The sequence below is a fragment of the Nocardia sp. CNY236 genome (assembly GCF_000482385.1).
Lineage (GTDB): Bacteria > Actinomycetota > Actinomycetes > Mycobacteriales > Mycobacteriaceae > Nocardia.
This window is the reverse complement of the sequence record NZ_AXVD01000031.1, coordinates 1-17,806: the sequence shown is the minus strand read 5'-3', so window position 1 is coordinate 17,806 and position 17,806 is coordinate 1. Positions and strand designations below refer to the sequence as shown.

Annotated in this window: 13 protein-coding genes, 2 rRNA genes and 1 pseudogene; 6 read left to right on the top strand and 10 right to left on the bottom strand. The window is 65.7% G+C overall.

Annotation, left to right across the window (positions count from 1 at the left end; translation table 11 throughout):
* Window position 1: 1 nt before the first annotated feature.
* A pseudogene (locus tag K940_RS0116565) lies at window positions 2-190 on the top strand (nicotinamidase); the annotation flags it as partial.
* A gap of 44 nt (window positions 191-234) precedes the next feature.
* Window positions 235-2,277 carry an ATP-dependent DNA helicase gene (locus K940_RS0116560; protein ID WP_028478466.1) on the top strand — a complete coding sequence of 681 codons (2,043 nt, stop codon included), beginning with the start codon at window positions 235-237 and terminating at the stop codon, window positions 2,275-2,277.
* Between the two features lie 23 nt (window positions 2,278-2,300).
* Here K940_RS0116560 and K940_RS0116555 read toward each other — a convergent pair whose 3' ends face one another.
* The 4 genes from K940_RS0116555 to glgP form a co-directional block, all read right to left on the bottom strand.
* The gene (locus K940_RS0116555) at window positions 2,301-2,711 is read right to left on the bottom strand and encodes a RidA family protein (protein WP_028478465.1); all 411 of its coding nucleotides are present in this window, start codon (window positions 2,709-2,711) and stop codon (window positions 2,301-2,303) included.
* A gap of 87 nt (window positions 2,712-2,798) precedes the next feature.
* On the bottom strand, window positions 2,799-3,332 hold the full coding sequence (locus tag K940_RS28650; protein WP_036528889.1) for a DoxX family protein: 534 nt from the start codon (window positions 3,330-3,332) through the stop codon (window positions 2,799-2,801).
* A gap of 165 nt (window positions 3,333-3,497) precedes the next feature.
* Window positions 3,498-4,862 (bottom strand): NCS2 family permease, encoded by a 1,365-nt coding sequence (locus K940_RS0116545; RefSeq protein ID WP_028478464.1) that lies wholly within the window; start codon window positions 4,860-4,862, stop codon window positions 3,498-3,500.
* A 114-nt stretch (window positions 4,863-4,976) separates the two neighbouring features.
* On the bottom strand, window positions 4,977-7,568 hold the full coding sequence (gene glgP, locus K940_RS0116540) for an alpha-glucan family phosphorylase (protein ID WP_028478463.1): 2,592 nt from the start codon (window positions 7,566-7,568) through the stop codon (window positions 4,977-4,979).
* 154 nt (window positions 7,569-7,722) lie between these two features.
* Between glgP and K940_RS0116535 the strand changes: the two genes are divergently transcribed.
* Window positions 7,723-9,723: an alpha-1,4-glucan--maltose-1-phosphate maltosyltransferase gene (locus K940_RS0116535; protein ID WP_028478462.1), complete on the top strand. Its 2,001-nt coding sequence runs from the start codon at window positions 7,723-7,725 to the stop codon at window positions 9,721-9,723.
* A complete protein-coding gene (glgB, locus tag K940_RS0116530; protein ID WP_036528886.1) occupies window positions 9,717-11,876 on the top strand; it encodes a 1,4-alpha-glucan branching protein GlgB in 2,160 nt (719 codons plus the stop codon). The genes K940_RS0116535 and glgB overlap by 7 nt, the downstream gene beginning before the upstream one ends.
* 90 nt (window positions 11,877-11,966) lie before the next feature.
* Here the strand turns inward: glgB and K940_RS0116525 are convergent, their stop codons facing one another.
* From K940_RS0116525 to K940_RS0116515, 3 genes are all read right to left on the bottom strand, one after another.
* Window positions 11,967-12,824, bottom strand: coding sequence for a tetratricopeptide repeat protein (locus K940_RS0116525; RefSeq protein WP_028478460.1), 858 nt, complete (start codon window positions 12,822-12,824; stop codon window positions 11,967-11,969).
* Between the two features lie 61 nt (window positions 12,825-12,885).
* Complete coding sequence (locus tag K940_RS0116520; RefSeq protein ID WP_028478459.1) at window positions 12,886-13,263, bottom strand: DUF3817 domain-containing protein; 378 nt, start codon at window positions 13,261-13,263, stop codon at window positions 12,886-12,888.
* Between the two features lie 63 nt (window positions 13,264-13,326).
* On the bottom strand, window positions 13,327-14,505 hold the full coding sequence (locus tag K940_RS0116515) for an acetyl-CoA C-acetyltransferase (protein ID WP_028478458.1): 1,179 nt from the start codon (window positions 14,503-14,505) through the stop codon (window positions 13,327-13,329).
* 124 nt (window positions 14,506-14,629) lie between these two features.
* Here K940_RS0116515 and mce point away from each other — a divergent pair, with 124 nt between their 5' ends.
* Both mce and K940_RS0116505 read left to right on the top strand, forming a co-directional pair.
* Window positions 14,630-15,103 carry a methylmalonyl-CoA epimerase gene (gene mce, locus K940_RS0116510; RefSeq protein WP_028478457.1) on the top strand — a complete coding sequence of 158 codons (474 nt, stop codon included), beginning with the start codon at window positions 14,630-14,632 and terminating at the stop codon, window positions 15,101-15,103.
* 87 nt (window positions 15,104-15,190) lie between these two features.
* Window positions 15,191-16,192, top strand: a complete 1,002-nt coding sequence (locus K940_RS0116505) for a hypothetical protein (protein WP_028478456.1) — start codon at window positions 15,191-15,193, stop codon at window positions 16,190-16,192.
* A 406-nt stretch (window positions 16,193-16,598) separates the two neighbouring features.
* On the opposite strand, the gene nucS is transcribed toward K940_RS0116505, so the two are convergent.
* From nucS to K940_RS0116480, 3 genes are all read right to left on the bottom strand, one after another.
* On the bottom strand, window positions 16,599-17,288 hold the full coding sequence (gene nucS, locus K940_RS0116495) for an endonuclease NucS (RefSeq protein ID WP_036528884.1): 690 nt from the start codon (window positions 17,286-17,288) through the stop codon (window positions 16,599-16,601).
* A gap of 229 nt (window positions 17,289-17,517) precedes the next feature.
* Window positions 17,518-17,634, bottom strand: a 5S ribosomal RNA gene (gene rrf / locus K940_RS0116485).
* Between the two features lie 77 nt (window positions 17,635-17,711).
* Window positions 17,712-17,806 (bottom strand): 23S ribosomal RNA (locus K940_RS0116480); the annotation flags it as partial.

Genomic DNA, 17,806 nt, shown 5'->3' with positions numbered 1-17,806 from the left:
CGTGACCAGAGCATTGATCATCGTCGACGTCCAGAACGATTTCTGCGAAGGCGGCCCGCTGGCGGTCGACGGCGGCGCCGCCGTGGCCGCCCGGATCAGTGCGCACCTCGCGGCGTCGAACTACAGCACAGTCGTCGCCACCCGGGATTACCACATCGACCCCGGTACGCACTTCTCCGACGACCCCGACTTGGGCCTTCCCGCCCTGTCACCGAGACCGAGTAAGGTGCTGACGTGTCCGAGCTGCCACCCGTATCCGACCTGCTGGCCCTCGCCGTAACAGCCCTCGGTGGTACCGAGCGGGACGGACAGATGACCATGGCGGCGGCGGTCGACCATGCGATCGACACCAAGGAGCATCTCGCGGTGCAAGCAGGGACCGGGACCGGCAAATCGCTGGCCTACCTGGTGCCGAGTCTGCGACATGCCGTGCGCAGCGGCCGTACGGTCGTGGTCTCCACGGCGACCATCGCCTTGCAGCGGCAACTGATCGATCGCGACCTACCGCGATTGGCCGAGGCGTTGAGCACTCCGCTGAAACGGACCCCTCGGTTCGCGATCCTCAAGGGCCGCAACAACTATGTGTGCTTGAACAAACTGCACAACACGCCCCCGGACGATCCTGCCGAAGCGGAACTGTTCGACGCATTCGCGATCTCGCGCCTCGGCCGCGAGGTGGCGCGGCTCACCGAATGGGCTTCCGACACCCAGACCGGCGACCGCGATGAACTCACCCCCGGGGTGAGCGACCGCGCCTGGCGGCAGTTCAGCGTGTCATCGCGCGAATGCCTCGGAAAGTCGCGCTGCCCCTATGGTCAGGACTGCTTCGCCGAACGCGTCAGGACCGAGTCGGCGCAGGCCGACGTGGTGGTGACCAACCACGCACTGCTTGCGATCGACGCGATCAGCGAGGTTCAGGTCCTGCCGGAACACGACGTGGTGATCGTGGACGAGGCGCACGATCTGGTCGACCGAGTGACCGGTATGGCCACGGCGGAACTGTCTCCCACTGCGATCGGCGCGGCCGCTCGACGGTGTGCCAAACTCGTCGACGAGCGCGAAATCGACCGCTTGGAGGGTGCTGCCGAAGCCTGGCACACCGTTTTGGACGAGCTGCCCGCCAGTCGTTGGGACGAGTTGCCCGACGGCGTCTCCGCGGTGTTGGCGGCCGTCCGCGACGCCGCGTGGAACGCGCGCACCGCGCTCGGGCCACAGGGCGGCACCCCGGCTCAGGCCGATCCAGACGCGGCCGCCCGCAATCTGGCGCTGGCCGCTGTGGAGGACGTGCACGACAGCGCAGTCCGCGCACTGACCGCTTTCGACGCAGCCGACCCGGCCGCGCGACGCGATGTCGTCTGGCTGGCCGCGGACGAGATCCGCGGCACGACCCGCCGAACGGTGCGCATGGCTCCCCTGTCGGTCGGTGGCCTGTTGCGCAGCAGACTCTTCGGCGCCGCGACCGTCGTGTTGACCTCCGCCACACTGCAGAGCGGCGGCTCGTTCGACGGACTCGCCACCACGTGGGGATTGCCGGCGCAGTCGAGCAATCGCCCCGACCCGGCCATGGCCAACGGCGCCCAAGCACCGTCGGATGCCGACGCCATCCGGTGGAACTGCTTGGATGTCGGTTCGCCGTTCGACCACGCCGCGTCGGGAATCCTCTATGTCGCGGCACACCTGCCCGCCCCGGGTCGCGAGGGGCTCGCATCCAGCTACCTGGACGAAATCGAGCGGCTGATCACCGCGGCCGGAGGGCGCACACTCGGACTGTTCTCATCGATGCGCGCCGCGCGCGCCGCGACGGAGGCGTTGCGTGGCCGGTTGAGCACCCCGGTGCTGTGTCAAGGTGACGACGCCACGGGCGCGCTGGTCCAGCGGTTCGCTGCCGACCCGCAGACCTCACTGTTCGGCACACTGTCCCTGTGGCAGGGTGTCGACGTCCCCGGGCCTTCCCTGAGCCTGGTGATCCTCGATCGCATCCCATTCCCCCGCCCGGACGATCCGCTGCTCACGGCCCGGCAGCGCGCGGTGGAGTCGCGTGGCGGAAACGGCTTCATGGCTGTCGCCGCCGCGCATGCGGCGCTGCTGCTCGCCCAGGGAACCGGACGCCTGCTGCGCAGTGTCGATGATCGCGGCGTGGTCGCGGTGCTCGATTCCCGGCTCGCGACCGCTCGATACAGCGGCTATCTGCGTGCGTCACTGCCGCCCTTCTGGGAAACTGCCGACCCGGAGGTGGTGCTCGGGGCACTGCGCCGCCTCGCCGAGACCCGGCCGTAGCGGCACGCACCCCGCGCGATCGCTCAGCCGCGAACGGCCACCGCATCGACTTCGAACAACATGCCGGGCAATGCGAGTGCGGCTACTCCGGTCAGAGTCTGGGCCGGAGCCCGATTGCCCCAGATCGCTGCGGTCTTCCGCCCGACCACTGACAACTTGTCCGAATCGTGGTCGACGATGTAGGTCCGCATCTGGGCGATGTCGGCGAAATCCAAGCCCACCGAACGCAGCGCGGTCTCGAGCGCCGCGAAAGCATTGTCCACTTGGACCGCGAAGCCCACGCCGACCGCGTCGTCGTGGGCGCTGGAGTCTTGGGCGCCATAGTCGTACTGCCCGGCAATGAACACCAGTTCCCCGCGCGCTGTCGCCACGTGGCTGTAGCCGAATGGGGTCGGATCCGGCAACTCGACCGGGTTGCTGATCTCGACGGTCATCGATTCTCCTCCTACGCTGTCGCGGGACGTCACAGCAGTACGACGATGCGGCCGACCGCTTTGTGACTCCCCGCCGACATCACAGATTCACAGCGCCCACTTACAGATCAACGTCAGCACACCGGTCACGAGCGCCAACAGCAATGCACCCACACCCCACACGAAGCCGTGACGCTCCCACGGGCGACCCGCATCCATGGCGAACTTGCCCGACCCGGTGAAAGGTATGACCGCACCGACAATGGCGAACACCAGAGGCACCTCGTAGCCACCGAGCAGCCCGTGGCTCCACATCGCATTGATCGCGTTGAGCATGGTGCCGAGGACGACAGCTCCGGCAAGCGGCGTCAGCAGGCCCAGCGCCAGTAGCAGACCGCCGCCGACTTCGGTCAGGCCGGCCAACGTGCCGAAGACCTCGCCGGGGTTGTATCCCATCTGCTCGAAACCGTCGGCCGTGCCTCGCCAGCCGCCCCCATCCCACCAGCCGAACAGTTTCTGTGTACCATGCGCGACGAGCAGCCCACCGAAGACCACGCGAATGACCAGTAGGCCCAGGTCCATGGAGATCGCATCCAACTCTCCAGCTGTTCTGGCTCGTTCTGCGAGGGGTTTGCTGGTCATGGGAGTTCTCACCTTTACGGTCGCCGTTTACGCTACGTCGTACTCGACTATCGTCACTGCGCGAGATGACGAGAAGTGGCAAGGTTTCGCTTTGAATTCTGCCGGTCCCCCGCACAGTCCACACTGTGTTCCGTCACGCGGGATGTTACGCCGGAGTCGGAACGGTTACTCGGCCAGGAAGAAGAAGTAGCCGAGGAACACCACCATCAGCGCCCACATGACCGGGTGAACGTCCTTGATGCGCCCCTTGGCCGCCATGACGATCGGGAAGAACAGCATGCCCATGGCCAGGCCGTTGGCGATCGAGAAGGTCAATGGCATGGTCACCACCGTGATGAAAGCCGGCACCGAGTACTCCAACCGGTTCCAGTCGATTTCACCGAGCGACCGGGCCATCAAGACACCTACCACGATCAGCGCCGCCGCGGTCACCGCACCGGAATCCGCGACCACGGCGAAGATCGGGTAGAAGAACATCGCGACGAGGAACCAACCTGCCGTGGCGAGGCCCGTCAGACCTGTACGACCGCCCGCGGACACACCTGCGGTCGACTCGACATAGGCGGTGGTGGTCGAGGTACCGATGACGGCGCCCGCGACGGTACCGACCGAATCCGCCGCCAAAGCGCTCGCGGCCCGCGGCAGCTTGCCGTTCTCATCGAGCAACTTGGCGTGGTTCGCAACGCCGATCAAGGTGCCCGAGGCATCGAAGAAGTCCACGAACAGCATCGTCAACACCACCACGGCCATCTGCTTCGTGGTGAACACGTCGGGCAGGTGGGTGATCGCCTGGCCGAAGGTATCCCCGAGTCCCGATGGAGCGGCGAGCACGCCGCTCGGCGTGTCGACCACACCGCTGACCATGCCGATGATCGTGGTGAGCACGATGCCGTAGAGCACCGCACCGCGCCAGCCGATCACGAGGAACACCACCGTGACGAGCAGACCGAACGATGCCAGCATCGTCGTGGGCTCGGTGAAGTCGCCGAGGGTCACCAATGTCGCCTCGCTGTCGACCACGATCCCGGCGTTCTTCAAACCGAGAAATGCCACGAACAGCCCGATACCCGCACCGACTGCGAGCTTCAACTGCATCGGAATGGCATCGAGGATCCGTTCACGAATCCTGGTGATCGCGAGGACGAAGAACAGGACCCCCGACAGCAACGTCCCCGACAACGCCACCTGCCATGGAATCCCCATACCGAGCACGACCGAGTACGCGAAGAAGGCGTTGAGCCCCATGCCCGGGGCCAGCGCTACCGGATACCGTGCCCACACCGCCATGGTCACGGTGCCTAACACAGCGGCCACGGCGGTCGCTGTGAAGACTGCTTGCATTGGAATGCCCTGCTCGCCCAGAGCGCCTCGATCACCGAGTATCGCGGGGTTCACCGCGAGCACATAGGCCATGGCCAGGAAGGTGACCGTCCCCGCCATGAGTTCGCGCGGTATGGTCGAGCCCGCCGACCGGACCCCGAAATAGCTGTCGAAACGTACGCGGGTCCGATTCAGAACGTCGGTGACCATGGCTGACTCCAGTCGAGAGCATTGCGAGCTTGCCAGGCACGGTAGCCGACGATTCTTCTGTGCGGGCAACTCGACCGTGGGCCTGGGCGCCCGATGTGACCAGGGCCATCCGATCTAGGCGCGCGCCACGGACACCAGACCGAGCTCCGCATCCGAAGCCAACAACCCGTGGTGGGGCAGCACACGCACCGTATAGCCAACCGCCCCCGACAGTGGGACCGGTGTGTCCACGGTGAACAGTTCGACCCCGGAATCCGACCCGGTGTGGGTCATCGAGACGGTCGTGATGTCGGAGAGTTCGTCGGTCGCGGACACCCGGCCGAGCACCGCATGCACCACCACGTCACGAACCTGTAGCCCGCCGAGCTCGACCCGTGCGGTGAGCGACAATCGAGCGCCGATGATCGGGGTGTCGGGCAATCCCGCACTGTCCACCTGGATCACCCTGACCGCCGGCCATGCGGACTCGACCCGGCGGCGGTACTCGGCGACCGCGCGGGCGCCGGCGAAATCCTCTGCCGTTGCCTGCTGGTAGGCCGACGCGGCCGGCGCGTAGTACCCGATCGCGTAGTCACGGACCATCCGGGAAGCCAGCACCTTCGGCCCCAGGGTCTGCAGAGTATGGCGAACCATCTCCACCCACCGCACCGGCATTCCGGAGGCGTCGCGATCGTAGAAGCGTGGCGCGACGGTGCGCTCGAGCACGTCGTAGAGGGCGGTGGCCTCCAGGTCGTCGCGACGGTTCTCGTCGCGGACACCCTCCGCGGTCGGAATCGCCCACCCGTTGTCACCGTCGTACATCTCGTCCCACCAACCGTCGCGGATGGACAGGTTGAGCCCACCGTTGAGCGCCGACTTCATACCCGAGGTTCCACACGCCTCCAAGGGACGCAGCGGATTGTTCAACCAGACGTCACAGCCCCAGTAGAGGTATCGAGCCATCGAAATGTCGTAGTCGGGCAGAAACACGATCCGGTGGCGCACCTCGGGATCGTCGGCGAAACGCACTGCGGCCTGGATGAGGGCCTTTCCCTCGTCGTCGGCCGGGTGACTCTTCCCGGCGACCACGACCTGAATCGGCCGGCGCGGGTCCAGCAGCAGGGCGCGCAACCGGCGCGGATCGCGCATCATGAGCGTCAGACGCTTGTAGGTCGGCACCCGGCGGGCGAACCCGATGGTCAGCACGTTGGGGTCGAAGACCCCACGCACCCACCCGAGTTCGGCCTCGGCCGCGCCCCGCTCCAGCCACGACGCACGCAGCCGCCGACGGACCTCCTCGACCAGGGCAGCACGCAGAGTGTTGCGGGTCGACCACAGCTCGGTCGCATCGACATCGTGCAACCGTTCCCAGCCACGTGCTTCCTCCACCAACTCTGCGCCGATGAGCACTCGCGCCTTGTCCACCCACTCGCGGGCCGCCCATGTGGTGGCGTGCACGCCATTGGTGACCGAGCCGATCGGCACCTCCGCCGGGTCGAATCCCGGCCACAGCGAGGCGAACATCGCCCGACTCACCTCGCCGTGCAGGGTCGACACACCGTTCGCCCGTTGAGCGAGCCGCAATCCCATGTGCGCCATATTGAAGACCGATGGGTCTGTTTCACGTCCGAGCGCGACGATTCGGTCCACGGAAAGGCCGGGCAACAAGGCGGAATCGGACTCTCCGTGCGCCCCCCCGAAGTAGCGGCGCACCATCGGCATCGGGAATCGATCGATACCGGCGGGGACCGGCGTATGCGTGGTGAACACCGTACCGGCGCGCACCGCTGCCAGCGCGGAATCGAAATCCATTCCCGCCGAGACGAACTCCCGGATTCGCTCGAGGCCGAGGAAACCCGCGTGGCCCTCGTTCACATGGAATACGTCCGGTGCGGGCACGGCGGCCGCCGACGTATATGCGCGCACCGCACGCACGCCGCCGATACCGGCCAGAATCTCCTGCCGGATTCGATGTTCTTGGTCGCCGCCGTACAGTCGATCGGTCACCGCACGAAGCTCCGGATCGTTCTCGGCGATGTCGGAGTCCAGCAACAGCAGGGGCACCCGACCGACCTGCGCGACCCATACCCGCGCCCGCAGAACCCGCCCCTCTGGCATGGCCACCCGGATGAGTACCGCAGACCCACCCGAGGTGAGCGCCCGCAACGGCAGCCCTTGCGGATCCAGAGCAGGATAGTGCTCGGCCTGCCACCCGTCGGCCGACAACGATTGCCTGAAATAGCCCGAACGGTACAACAATCCGACCCCGATGAGCGGAAGCCCGAGATCGGAAGCAGCTTTCAGGTGGTCACCGGCAAGGATTCCCAATCCGCCCGAATAGTTCGGGAGCACCTCGGTAACGCCGAATTCCATCGAGAAGTAGGCAATGCCACGCACCCCTTGTACTCTTCCGGCGGGCTGGAGCGCTGCTCGACGCTGGAACCACCCCGGCGCAGCCAAGTACTCGCGCAGGTCCGCGGCCGCGGCGTCGACCCGGGCGACGTACTCGGAGTCGGCGGCGAGCTCGTCCAGCCGCGCCGCAGGCACGTCCCCCAGCATACGAACCGGATCATGCCCTCGTTCCTGCCACCGTTGCGGATCCAACTCGGCGAACAGATCCTGCGTCGGTGGATGCCACGACCACCGCACATTCGTCGCGAGCTCGCTCAAGGCCACCAGACGCTCGGGCAGATGGGCACGGACGGTGAAACGGCGCAATGCCTTCATTCGGTAGAACCTACACGGATCGAGCACGGTCCGTGACGGACCCACCACGGACCGTGCAGCGCCCTGACCAGCGGGTTGGTCCATCGCCCCGTGGTCGGCGCCCACAGTGCCCGCCAACCGCTCCTCGCCGTCCGCAACCGGTAGGTTGGTCGGCGTGACCGGCCGTATCGCCATCGATGACACCGCTCCGTCCATCCCCGGAGGGCGACCTGCCAAGGCAGTGGTCGGAGAGGTCTTCCCGGTCCGCGCCGTGGTGTGGCGGGAAGGACAGGGCGCGGTCGCGGCCACAGTGGTCGTCCACCCACCGGGTACGTCCCGACCGACTCGCATCCGGATGAGCCCGGACTTCGAACCCGATGTGTTCAACGCGACCTTCTGCGCGAACGCCCCGGGGACGTGGACCTACCGTATCGAAGGATGGAGCGACCCGCTGGCCACCTGGCGCTGCGCGATCGAGGCGAAACTGGCCGTCGGCCAATGCGCCGCCGACCTGGCCAACGATCTGGAGGTCGGCGCCCGGCTGTTCGTACGCGCGGCACAGGCCGTTCCCAAGAAGGAATTCGAGCACCTGCACGCGGTCGCCGCCGCTTTGCGGAGCGACCAGCAACTGCCCGCGCGCGTGGCGCCGGCCTTCGCCACCGACACGATCGAAATCTTGCGGGCCGCACCGCTACGCGATCTGGTCACCCGCGGCCGGCGCCACACCGTCGATGTCGAGCGGCGGCGAGCGCTCTACGGTTCGTGGTACGAATTCTTTCCCCGCTCCACCGGCGGACGCGACGCCGACGGCGCACCGATCCACGGCACCTTCACGACCGCGATCAAAGAGCTCCCACGTATCGCCGCCATGGGCTTCGATGTGGTGTATCTGCCGCCCATTCACCCGATCGGCGAGGTCAACCGCAAAGGTCGCAACAATGCACTCACCGCCGAACCGGACGACGTGGGCTCACCCTGGGCGATCGGTTCGCGACACGGCGGTCACGACGCAGTACATCCCGACCTCGGCACCTGGGCCGATTTCGTCGAGTTCGTGGCAGCAGCGCAACGCCTCGGCCTGGAGGTGGCGCTCGATCTCGCGTTGCAATGCGCGCCCGACCATCCCTGGGTGCGAACCCACCCGGAATGGTTCACCACGCTGCCCGACGGCACCATTGCGTACGCGGAGAACCCGCCCAAGCGATACCAGGACATCTATCCCATCGATTTCGACAACGATCCCGACGGCCTGTACGCCGAGATCTTGCGCGTGGTCCGACACTGGATCGGCGCCGGCGTCAAAATCTTCCGCGTCGACAACCCGCACACCAAACCGATCGACTTCTGGGAATGGCTGATCGCGACAGTGCGCCGCACCGACCCGGAGGTGATCTTCCTGTCCGAGGCGTTCACCCGACCGGCCAAGCTGTACGGGTTGGCGCGGCGCGGTTTCAGCCAGTCCTATACCTACTTCACCTGGCGGGTGACGAAGTGGGAGCTGACCGAATTCGGTACGGAACTGGCGGCGAAAGCCGACGAGGCCCGCCCGAACCTGTTCGTGAACACTCCGGACATCCTGCACGAGAGCCTGCAACACGGCGGGCCGGGCATGTTCGCCATTCGCGCGGCGCTGGCCGCTACCCTGGCTCCGTCCTGGGGTGTCTATTCCGGTTTCGAGTTGTTCGAGCACCGAGCGCTGCGTCCGGGTAGCGAGGAATACCTCGACTCGGAAAAGTACGAGCTGCGCCCACGGCCCTTCGCCGAGGCGCTCGCGCGGGAAGAATCACTGGAGCCGTGGCTGACTCGACTCAACGAGATCCGCCGCGCGCACCCTGCCCTGCAACAGTTGCGCTGTCTGAACTTCCACCACGTGGACAACGACGCGTTGCTCGCATTTTCCAAAGTCGATCCCACCAGCGGCGACGCGGTGCTGGTTGTGGTCAACCTGAACCCGTTCGGCACCGAGTGGGGAAAACTCTCGCTCGACCTGCCCGCGATCGGCCACGAGTGGCACGACCACCTGGTGGTCGTCGACGAGGTCAGCGGCGAGCAGTACCACTGGGCGAGGCAGAATTTCGTTCGATTGGATCCGGCCCGCGCGGTCGCCCATGTCCTCACGCTGCCCCCGGTGTCGCAACCGACCCGGACCGAGCTGGCATATCGCAGGTCATGGTGATCGGACGCCGCGACCTCATGCTGCTCGCGGCGGGCACCCACACCGACCCGCACACCGTGCTCGGCGCGCACCCCCATCCCGAAGGCACTGTGGTGCGGGTGCTGCGTCCGCGCGCCGATGCGGTGTCGGTGCGGATCGGCGAGCGCGACCACGCGCTGAAATCGTTGGGCCACGGTGTCTTCGCCGCGGTGGTGCCCCACACCGAGCGGATGGACTACCGTGTCGTGACCACCTATGCCGATGGGCGCACCCTCGTCGCTGCCGACGGCTACCGCTTTCTGCCGACACTCGGCGAACTCGATCTCCATCTGATCGGCGAAGGACGTCACCAGCGGCTCTGGGAGGTACTCGGCGCCCACCCACGTCGCTTTCAGACCCCCGACGGGGAGGTGGCGGGAACCTCCTTCGCGGTGTGGGCGCCGAACGCGCGCGGGGTCACGGTATTCGGTGACTTCGACAACTGGAGCGGCAATACCGCGCCGATGCGCATGCTGGGAACATCGGGAGTCTGGGAGATCTTCGTCCCCAGCGTCGAGCCGGGTACCAAATACAAATACCGGATACACGGCGCGGACGGACGGACCGTCGATCATGCCGACCCGCTCGCATTCGCCACCGAACCACCCCCGGCAACGGCCTCGATCGTCACCGAGAGCCGCTATGTGTGGCGCGACCGCGCCTGGCTGGATCACCGCACGGCCACCGACCCGACGCACGCACCGATGAGTATCTACGAAGTCCACCTCGGCTCGTGGCGGTCCGGTCTCGACTATCGCGACCTGGCCCGACAGCTTGCCAGCTATGTACGCGAGACCGGATTCACCCACATCGAACTGCTCCCCGTCACCGAGTACCCCTTCGGCGGCTCATGGGGGTACCAGGTCACGTCCTACTATGCGCCCACCGCACGATTCGGTTCACCGGACGATTTTCGCGCGTTCGTCGACCACATGCATGCGGCCGGTATCGGAGTACTTCTCGACTGGGTTCCCGCGCACTTCCCCCGCGACGACTGGGCGCTGGCTCGGTTCGACGGCACCCCGCTCTACGAGCACGCCGACCCGCGGCGCGGCGAACAGCTCGACTGGGGTACCTACGTGTTCGACTTCGGTCGAAACGAAGTACGGAATTTCCTCGTGGCCAATGCGTGCTACTGGATCGAGGAGTTCCATATCGACGGCCTGCGCGTCGACGCCGTCGCGTCCATGCTCTACCTGGACTACTCACGCACGGAAGGTCAGTGGGAGCCCAATGTGCACGGCGGCCGAGAAAACCTGGAGGCCGCCGACTTCCTACGAGAGCTCAACGCAACGGTGCACCATCTGTATTCGGGCGTGGCCACCATTGCCGAAGAGTCCACCACCTGGCCCGGCGTCACCCGGGGGACCGAGGTCGGTGGCCTCGGTTTCACCATGAAGTGGAACATGGGCTGGATGCACGACACCCTGAGCTTCCTCGGCCGAGACCCGGTGCACCGCGCCTGGCATCACAACGAGATCACCTTTTCACTGGTGTACGCCTGGAGCGAGAACTACGTGCTGCCGATCAGCCACGACGAAGTCGTCCACGGCAAGGGCACGCTCTGGTCCAGAATGCCGGGAGACGATTTCGCCAAGGCCGGCGGCATGCGGGCGCTCTTGGCCTACATGTGGGCTCACCCCGGCAAACAACTGCTGTTCATGGGCCAGGACTTCGGCCAGTTTCGCGAATGGTCCCACGACCGTGACCTGGATTGGTACGAGCTGGACAACCCATTGCACCAGGGAGTCGCGACCCTGGTACGGGACCTGAACGCCGTCTACCGGGCACACCCCGCATTGTGGAACCAGGACGCCGCGCCGGGCGGCTTCGCCTGGATCGAAGCCGACGACCGAGTGAACAACGTACTGGCGTTTCTGCGTTACGCCGCGGATGGCGACGTCGTCGCGTGCATCTACAACTTCTCCGGATCATCGCACGAGGCGTACCGTGTGGGCCTCCCGCACGCGGGACGCTGGCTGCAGATCATCGATACCGACGCGATTCAGTACGGCGGCTCCGGTATCGGGAATGTCGGCGAGGTGGCGGCCACCACTGATCCATGGCAAGGTCGTCCGGCGTCGACCACGGTAAGGCTCGCACCCAACACCGCGATCTGGTTACGACCCGAGTGAGTCGGTCGGCACGACAGCCACTGAGCAACGCGCGACAGTGTGTCGGTTCGCCGACAGCGGGGTCGGTTCGCTGGCGGCGGGGGTGTCGATTCAGTACAGCGCAGCGGCCAGCCTCCGGCGCGCGGCGACCACGAACGGCTCGGCTTGGTCGAACAGTTCGAATAGTTCCAACAGCCGGGTACGCGCCGTGGTGCGCTCATCACCCGCGCTGCGCTCGACCACGGCGATGAGGCGATCGAATGCCGCGTCCGGCCGCTGCTGGTACAGCTCGAGGTCGGCAGCGGCCAGTGCGGCATCGATGTCGGCGGGATCGGCGTCCGCGGTCGCAATGGCCGACTCCGGCACCTCTTGCGCCCGAGCGAGGAACCGCAGCTGACGCAACGCTGCCGTGGCCTGTTCGTTGGTCGGCTCTTCAGCGAGAACCGCCTGGTAGGCCGCTTCGGCCTCGGCCAAATCGCCGCGTTGCAGCGCCGCCTCGGCAGCCGCGAATCGTGGATCTTCCGCGACTTCCTGTGGCGGGGCGTCGCCTTCCAGTTTGCCGGCCACCGCCTCGATCACGGCATCGAGCCATTGCCGCACCTGCGGCTCGGGCTGTGCTCCTTCGAAATCGGCCAGCGGCTGCCCCGCCGCGATCGCGACCACCGTTGGAATGCCCTGCACCCGCAGCGCCTGAGCGATACGCATATTGGGCTCGGCTTCCACGGTCGCCAGGTCCCAGGTACCTGCGTCGGCGGCGACCAACCGCTCGAGCGTCTTCACCAATTCGACACTGCCTGGGCTGCGCTGGGAATACAACGCAACCACGACAGGCACCTGCATCGATCGACGCAGCACTTTGGCCTCGAAATCGGCCTCGGTGACGGCATGGTCGCCCGCGGCCGCGCCGGTCGCACCGGCCGCGGCCCCTGCAGGCTGCTTCAGGCTGGACAGATCGACCGCGCCGGACATGGCGGCGGCGACAGCGGGTGAAGGGCGGCGTGCGACTGGTCGATTCACGCCACCTAGTTTGTCACGACCGCACGGATGCGGGAGCTTCGGACTCCGCCGATGTCGCGATGCTCAGCTCACCCATCTGGCCCGAACGCGCAGCCCAGACCTCGAACAACACCGTGCAGAACGGCGGGAGGCTCGACAACAGCGCGAAAGCAGTGGTCTTGGGGCTCCAGCTCAGTTCCCGCGCGGCCACGATCGCGGTGATCACGAATAGTACGAAGACGATGCCGTGCGACAAGCCGAACACCTTGACCGGCCACAGCACCGGCTCGGGGAGGCGCTTGCACACCGAGCCGATGATCAGCAGCCCCCAGGAAATCGCCTCGAGCATTGCGATGAATCGAAACCGCTTGGCTACCGTGCTGAGGTCGAAGACATTACCCATGCGCACCATTCTGCAGGATGCACTACGCATCGTCGTAGTCGACCGGATCACACCGCGACGATGCGCCCGCGATCAGACCCGAACGATGAGCGCATCACCCTGACCGCCGCCGCCGCACAGCGCCGCCACGCCGATGCCGCCGCCGCGGCGCTTCAGCTCGAGCGCCACGTGCAGCAGAATGCGCGCGCCCGACATGCCCAGCGGATGGCCGATCGCAATGGCGCCACCGTTGACGTTCACCTTGGCCGGGTCGATCCCCAACCTGCGGGTCGAGGCGATCCCGACCGCCGCGAACGCCTCGTTGATCTCCACCACGTCCAGCTCGGCAGGTGAGATGCCCTCTCGCGCGCACGCTTTGGCGATCGCGTTGGCAGGTTGGTCCTGCAGCGTCGAATCCGGTCCGGCGACCACGCCGGCCGCACCGATCTCCGCCAGCCAGCTCAGGCCCAGCGACTCGGCCTTCTCCTTGCTCATCACCACCACTGCCGCGGCGCCATCGGAGATCTGCGAGGACGTACCCGCGGTGATCGTGCCGTTCTTGTCGAACGCGGGGCGCAACTTGGCCAACGACTCGACTGTGGTGTCGGCACGAATGCCCTCATCCGTGTTCACCACGAGCGGATCACCCTTGCGCTGGGGCACCGAAACCGGGACCACCTCGTCGTCGAACACGCCGTTTTTCCAGGCCGCCGCCGCCCGCTGGTGCGAGGCTGCGGCGAATGCGTCTTGATCTGCCCGGTCGATGCGATCGGTCGCATTGCGCTGCTCGGTGAGCGCACCCATCGGCTGGTCGGTGAAGATGTCGTGCAGACCGTCGTAGGCCATGTGATCCCGCAGACGCACATCGCCGTATTTGAAGCCTTCCCTACTCTTCTCGAGCAGATGCGGCGCCCGACTCATGGACTCCTGGCCGCCGGCGACCACGACCTCGTACTCGCCGGCCCGGATCAATTGATCGGCGAGGGCGATCGCATTGATTCCGGACAGGCACACCTTGTTCACCGTCAGCGCGGGTACGTCCATCGGAATCCCCGCCGCCGTCGCCGCCTGCCGAGCGGGAATCTGTCCCGCGCCTGCGGTCAACACCTGCCCCATGATCACGTAATCGACCTGGTCCGGCGCGACACCGCCCTTCTGCAACGCCGCCTCGATGGCGAAACCGCCCAAATCGGAGCCGCTGAAGTCCTTCAGACTCCCGAGCAGCCGACCGATCGGCGTACGCGCTCCGGAGATGATCACGGAAGTGGTCACGACGAGCCTCGCATTCGTAGATCGAACCTGCCCGCGCTGCCCGGCGGCGCAGCAGCAGGCCTACAACTCAACGGTAGCCGGTACGGCTACCGCAGTACGGGCCAGGGCGCGGTAGATTCGACTGGTGAACGCCGTTACGGATCCGTCAGCTTTCTTCCCCGCGGACTACGTGACCGCCATCGACCACGTAGGCGTCGCGGTACCCGATCTGGACGCCGCGGTGGCCTGGTACACCGAGAACCTCGGCATGATCGAGACCCATCGGGAAATCAACGAAGCGCAGGGGGTACACGAGGCGATGCTCGCGCTGCCCAGCGCTTCGGACACGGCCACCGCGCTACAACTGCTGGCCCCGCTCGACGCGGATTCGACCATTGCGAAGTTCATCGGCCGCAACGGCCCCGGCCTGCAACAACTGGCCTGTCGGGTGACCGACATCGATGCCGTCGCCGCCTATCTGGACGCTCGGGGTGTACGTTTGCTCTACGAGACTCCGCGGCACGGAACTGCAGACTCTCGCATCAATTTCATCCACCCGAAGGATGCCGGTGGGGTGTTGATCGAGTTGGTCGAACCCGACCCGAATGTTACGGACTAATATCGAAAATCGGACTCGGGCGACTCATTGGAATGACATTCGCAGTCGAGTCACCATCGATTGTCTCCAGGCTGTAGTTTGTGTGCCATGTCGTCACCCGAGTCCGCTCGCAATCGCTTCATTGCGCTGCCCTTCACCGTTGTGCGCAAGGGTTATGCGCAAGACGAGGTGCGTAACTACTTCGACCGCCTCGACGCGGAGCTGAGAGTCACCGCTACCGACCGCGATGCCGCCGCGGCACAAGCACGTAACCTCGCAGGCCAGCTGGAAGACGCACGCGACGAGATCGACGAACTTCGCAAGGAAGTCGACCGACTCTCGGTGCCGCCGACTACTGCGGAAGGTATGTCCGACCGCATTTCTCGCATGCTCCGCTTGGCATCCGACGAGGCGTCCGAGGTACGCGCACTCGCCCAGGCCGAAGCAGCCGAGATGGTGTCGATCGCCGAGCAGCAGGCCACCGAGATGCGCGGCAAGTACGAGTCGCTGCTGGCGGAGACGAAAGAGAAGCGCGAAGCGCTCGAGATCGAATTCGAGCAGACCCTGGCCAATGCGCGTACCGAGTCGGCCAAGATCATCGAGGCCGCCCAGGCCGAGGCCGACCGCATCGCGAAGGAAGCCGACGCGAAGCGTAAGACCAGCCAGCAGGATTTCGAGGCCACGATGGCCGAACGCCGCACCAAACTCACCCGCGCTATGGAGGAGCTGGAGGCCACCAGCCGCGCCGAGGCCGCACAGCGGATCAAGGACGCGACCGACGAAGCCAATCGACTCATCACCTCGGCCACCCAGACATCCGAACGCAAGATCGCGCACGCGAAAGAATTGGCCGAAGAAATGCGCGTGCTGCGCGGACGCGTGCTCGCCCAGTTGCTCGGTATCCGTGGCCAGCTGGACTCGGTGCCCGCGATGCTCGCCGCGGTCAACCGAGAGAGCGAACTGCTCGATGGTGTTCCGGATCAGCGCAAGGCAGTCGGCGGGAAGACCAAATCGGTCAGCGGTTCCCGGCAGAAGGCGCTTTCCGAGAATACCGGCGACGACAACGAGATCGATACCGACGATCGCGAGAGTGCAGACGTCGGCAACTGACGTCCGGGCCTCGCGACAGCAGTTGGTTTCACGACCAGCATCGGGTGGGGTCAGGACCAGCGTCGGGTGATCGTGCGGGTCCGACGTCCATTCCAACAACCACGATGCCAATGCCGTCGATCGTCTTCGCCATTGTGCGCCGGCCAGGCGACGATATGCGTGACCCCGGGTGCGATCTCATGATCGCACCCGGGGCAGCGATATGCCTTGAGTGCGCGGGCAGCCGGAATCACCCGAACCAGATAGTCTTCGTCCCCGGCTGGACCCGAGTCGATACGCCCGAACACGTCCCCCAGTGGTGCGCCGACCGCGCGTGACCGATCCGATCGAGGTTTCCTCCGGGGCATGTCGCCAGCCTATTACGTGACCCCGAATCGGCCTCGACCCGCATCCGCCCACCCGGGGATCAAAACAACCGAAATTCGTTGCTCTCCGTGCCGCGTAGCGCATCGTAATCGAGTGTGAGACAGCGAATGCCACGATCTTCGGCAAGGGTGCGCGCCTGGGGTTTGATCTGCTGGGCGGCAAAAACTCCAGCGACCGGAGCGAGCAGCGGATCACGGTTGAGCAGTTCGAGGTACCGCGTGAGTTGTTCCACCCCGTCGATCTCACCCCGCCGTTTGATCTCGACCGCCACAGTGCCGCCGTCGCCGTCCCGACACAAGAGGTCGACTGGGCCGATCGCGGTCATGTACTCCCGTCGGACGAGCGTGTAGCCCGGGCCGAGGGTCTGCACATGCTCGGCGAGCAATTCCTGCAGATGCGCCTCCACTCCGTCCTTCACCAATCCAGGGTCGACTCCGAGTTCATGGGACGAATCGTGTTCCACCGCTTCGATGAGGATGCGGAGCTCTTCTCCGGACTTGTTGCTGACCACCCAGAGCGCCGCGCCGTCATCCGGGAGTTGGGCGTCGGTAGTGCGTTCTTCCAATCGGCACGGCGGGCTCATCCAGTTCAACGGCTTGTACGAACCACCGTCCGAGTGCACCAGCACCGAACCATCGGCCTTGATCAGCAATAGTCGACGAGCCATCGGGAGATGGGCGGTCAGCCGCCCCACATAATCCACCTGACAGCGAGCAATCACGAGACGCACTCATGCACTGTAGGCCAGTGCGGAAAGGACGCCGCTATCCGCCCATAGGTGTGATCATTCGAGAATTCACGGGTAACGCCGACGATGCATCGGCTCGGCGCAGATAGCGACGAACAGCGAGCGGACCGACGGTCGATTCGTCGTATCGGGCATTCGTTGTATCGCGCTGCGGAATGGTGGTGGAAATGGTGATAGGGGACCCGGTTGTGGGTCCCCTATCGGTGGTGTGTTTCGGCGGTGTCCTACTCTCCCACACTCTGTCGGGTGCAGTACCATCGGCGCTGGTAGGCTTAGCTTCCGGGTTCGGGATGGGTCCGGGCGTTTCCCTGCCGCTATGGCCGCCGTAACGTTGTGAAACTGTGCACACGGTTGTGTGTTGTGTGTTGTTTCAGATGCTGCACAGTGGACGCGGGGTGTGTTTTTGTGGGTAAGTTTTCGGCCGGTTAGTACCGGTCACCTTCACACGTTGCCGTGCTTCCAGTTCCGGCCTATCAACCCCATGGTCTGTGGGGGGCCTT

Excerpts from the sequence above, each read along its gene's own strand:
- K940_RS0116555 (WP_028478465.1), bottom strand. The coding sequence starts at position 2,711 with ATGACCGTCGAGATCAGCAACCCGGTCGAGTTGCCGGATCCGACCCCA.
- K940_RS28650 (WP_036528889.1), bottom strand. The coding sequence starts at position 3,332 with ATGACCAGCAAACCCCTCGCAGAACGAGCCAGAACAGCTGGAGAGTTG.
- K940_RS0116545 (WP_028478464.1), bottom strand. The coding sequence starts at position 4,862 with ATGGTCACCGACGTTCTGAATCGGACCCGCGTACGTTTCGACAGCTAT.
- glgP (WP_028478463.1), bottom strand. The coding sequence starts at position 7,568 with ATGAAGGCATTGCGCCGTTTCACCGTCCGTGCCCATCTGCCCGAGCGT.
- glgB (WP_036528886.1), top strand. The coding sequence starts at position 9,717 with ATGGTGATCGGACGCCGCGACCTCATGCTGCTCGCGGCGGGCACCCAC.
- K940_RS0116525 (WP_028478460.1), bottom strand. The coding sequence starts at position 12,824 with ATGTCCGGCGCGGTCGATCTGTCCAGCCTGAAGCAGCCTGCAGGGGCC.
- K940_RS0116520 (WP_028478459.1), bottom strand. The coding sequence starts at position 13,263 with ATGGTGCGCATGGGTAATGTCTTCGACCTCAGCACGGTAGCCAAGCGG.
- K940_RS0116505 (WP_028478456.1), top strand. The coding sequence starts at position 15,191 with ATGTCGTCACCCGAGTCCGCTCGCAATCGCTTCATTGCGCTGCCCTTC.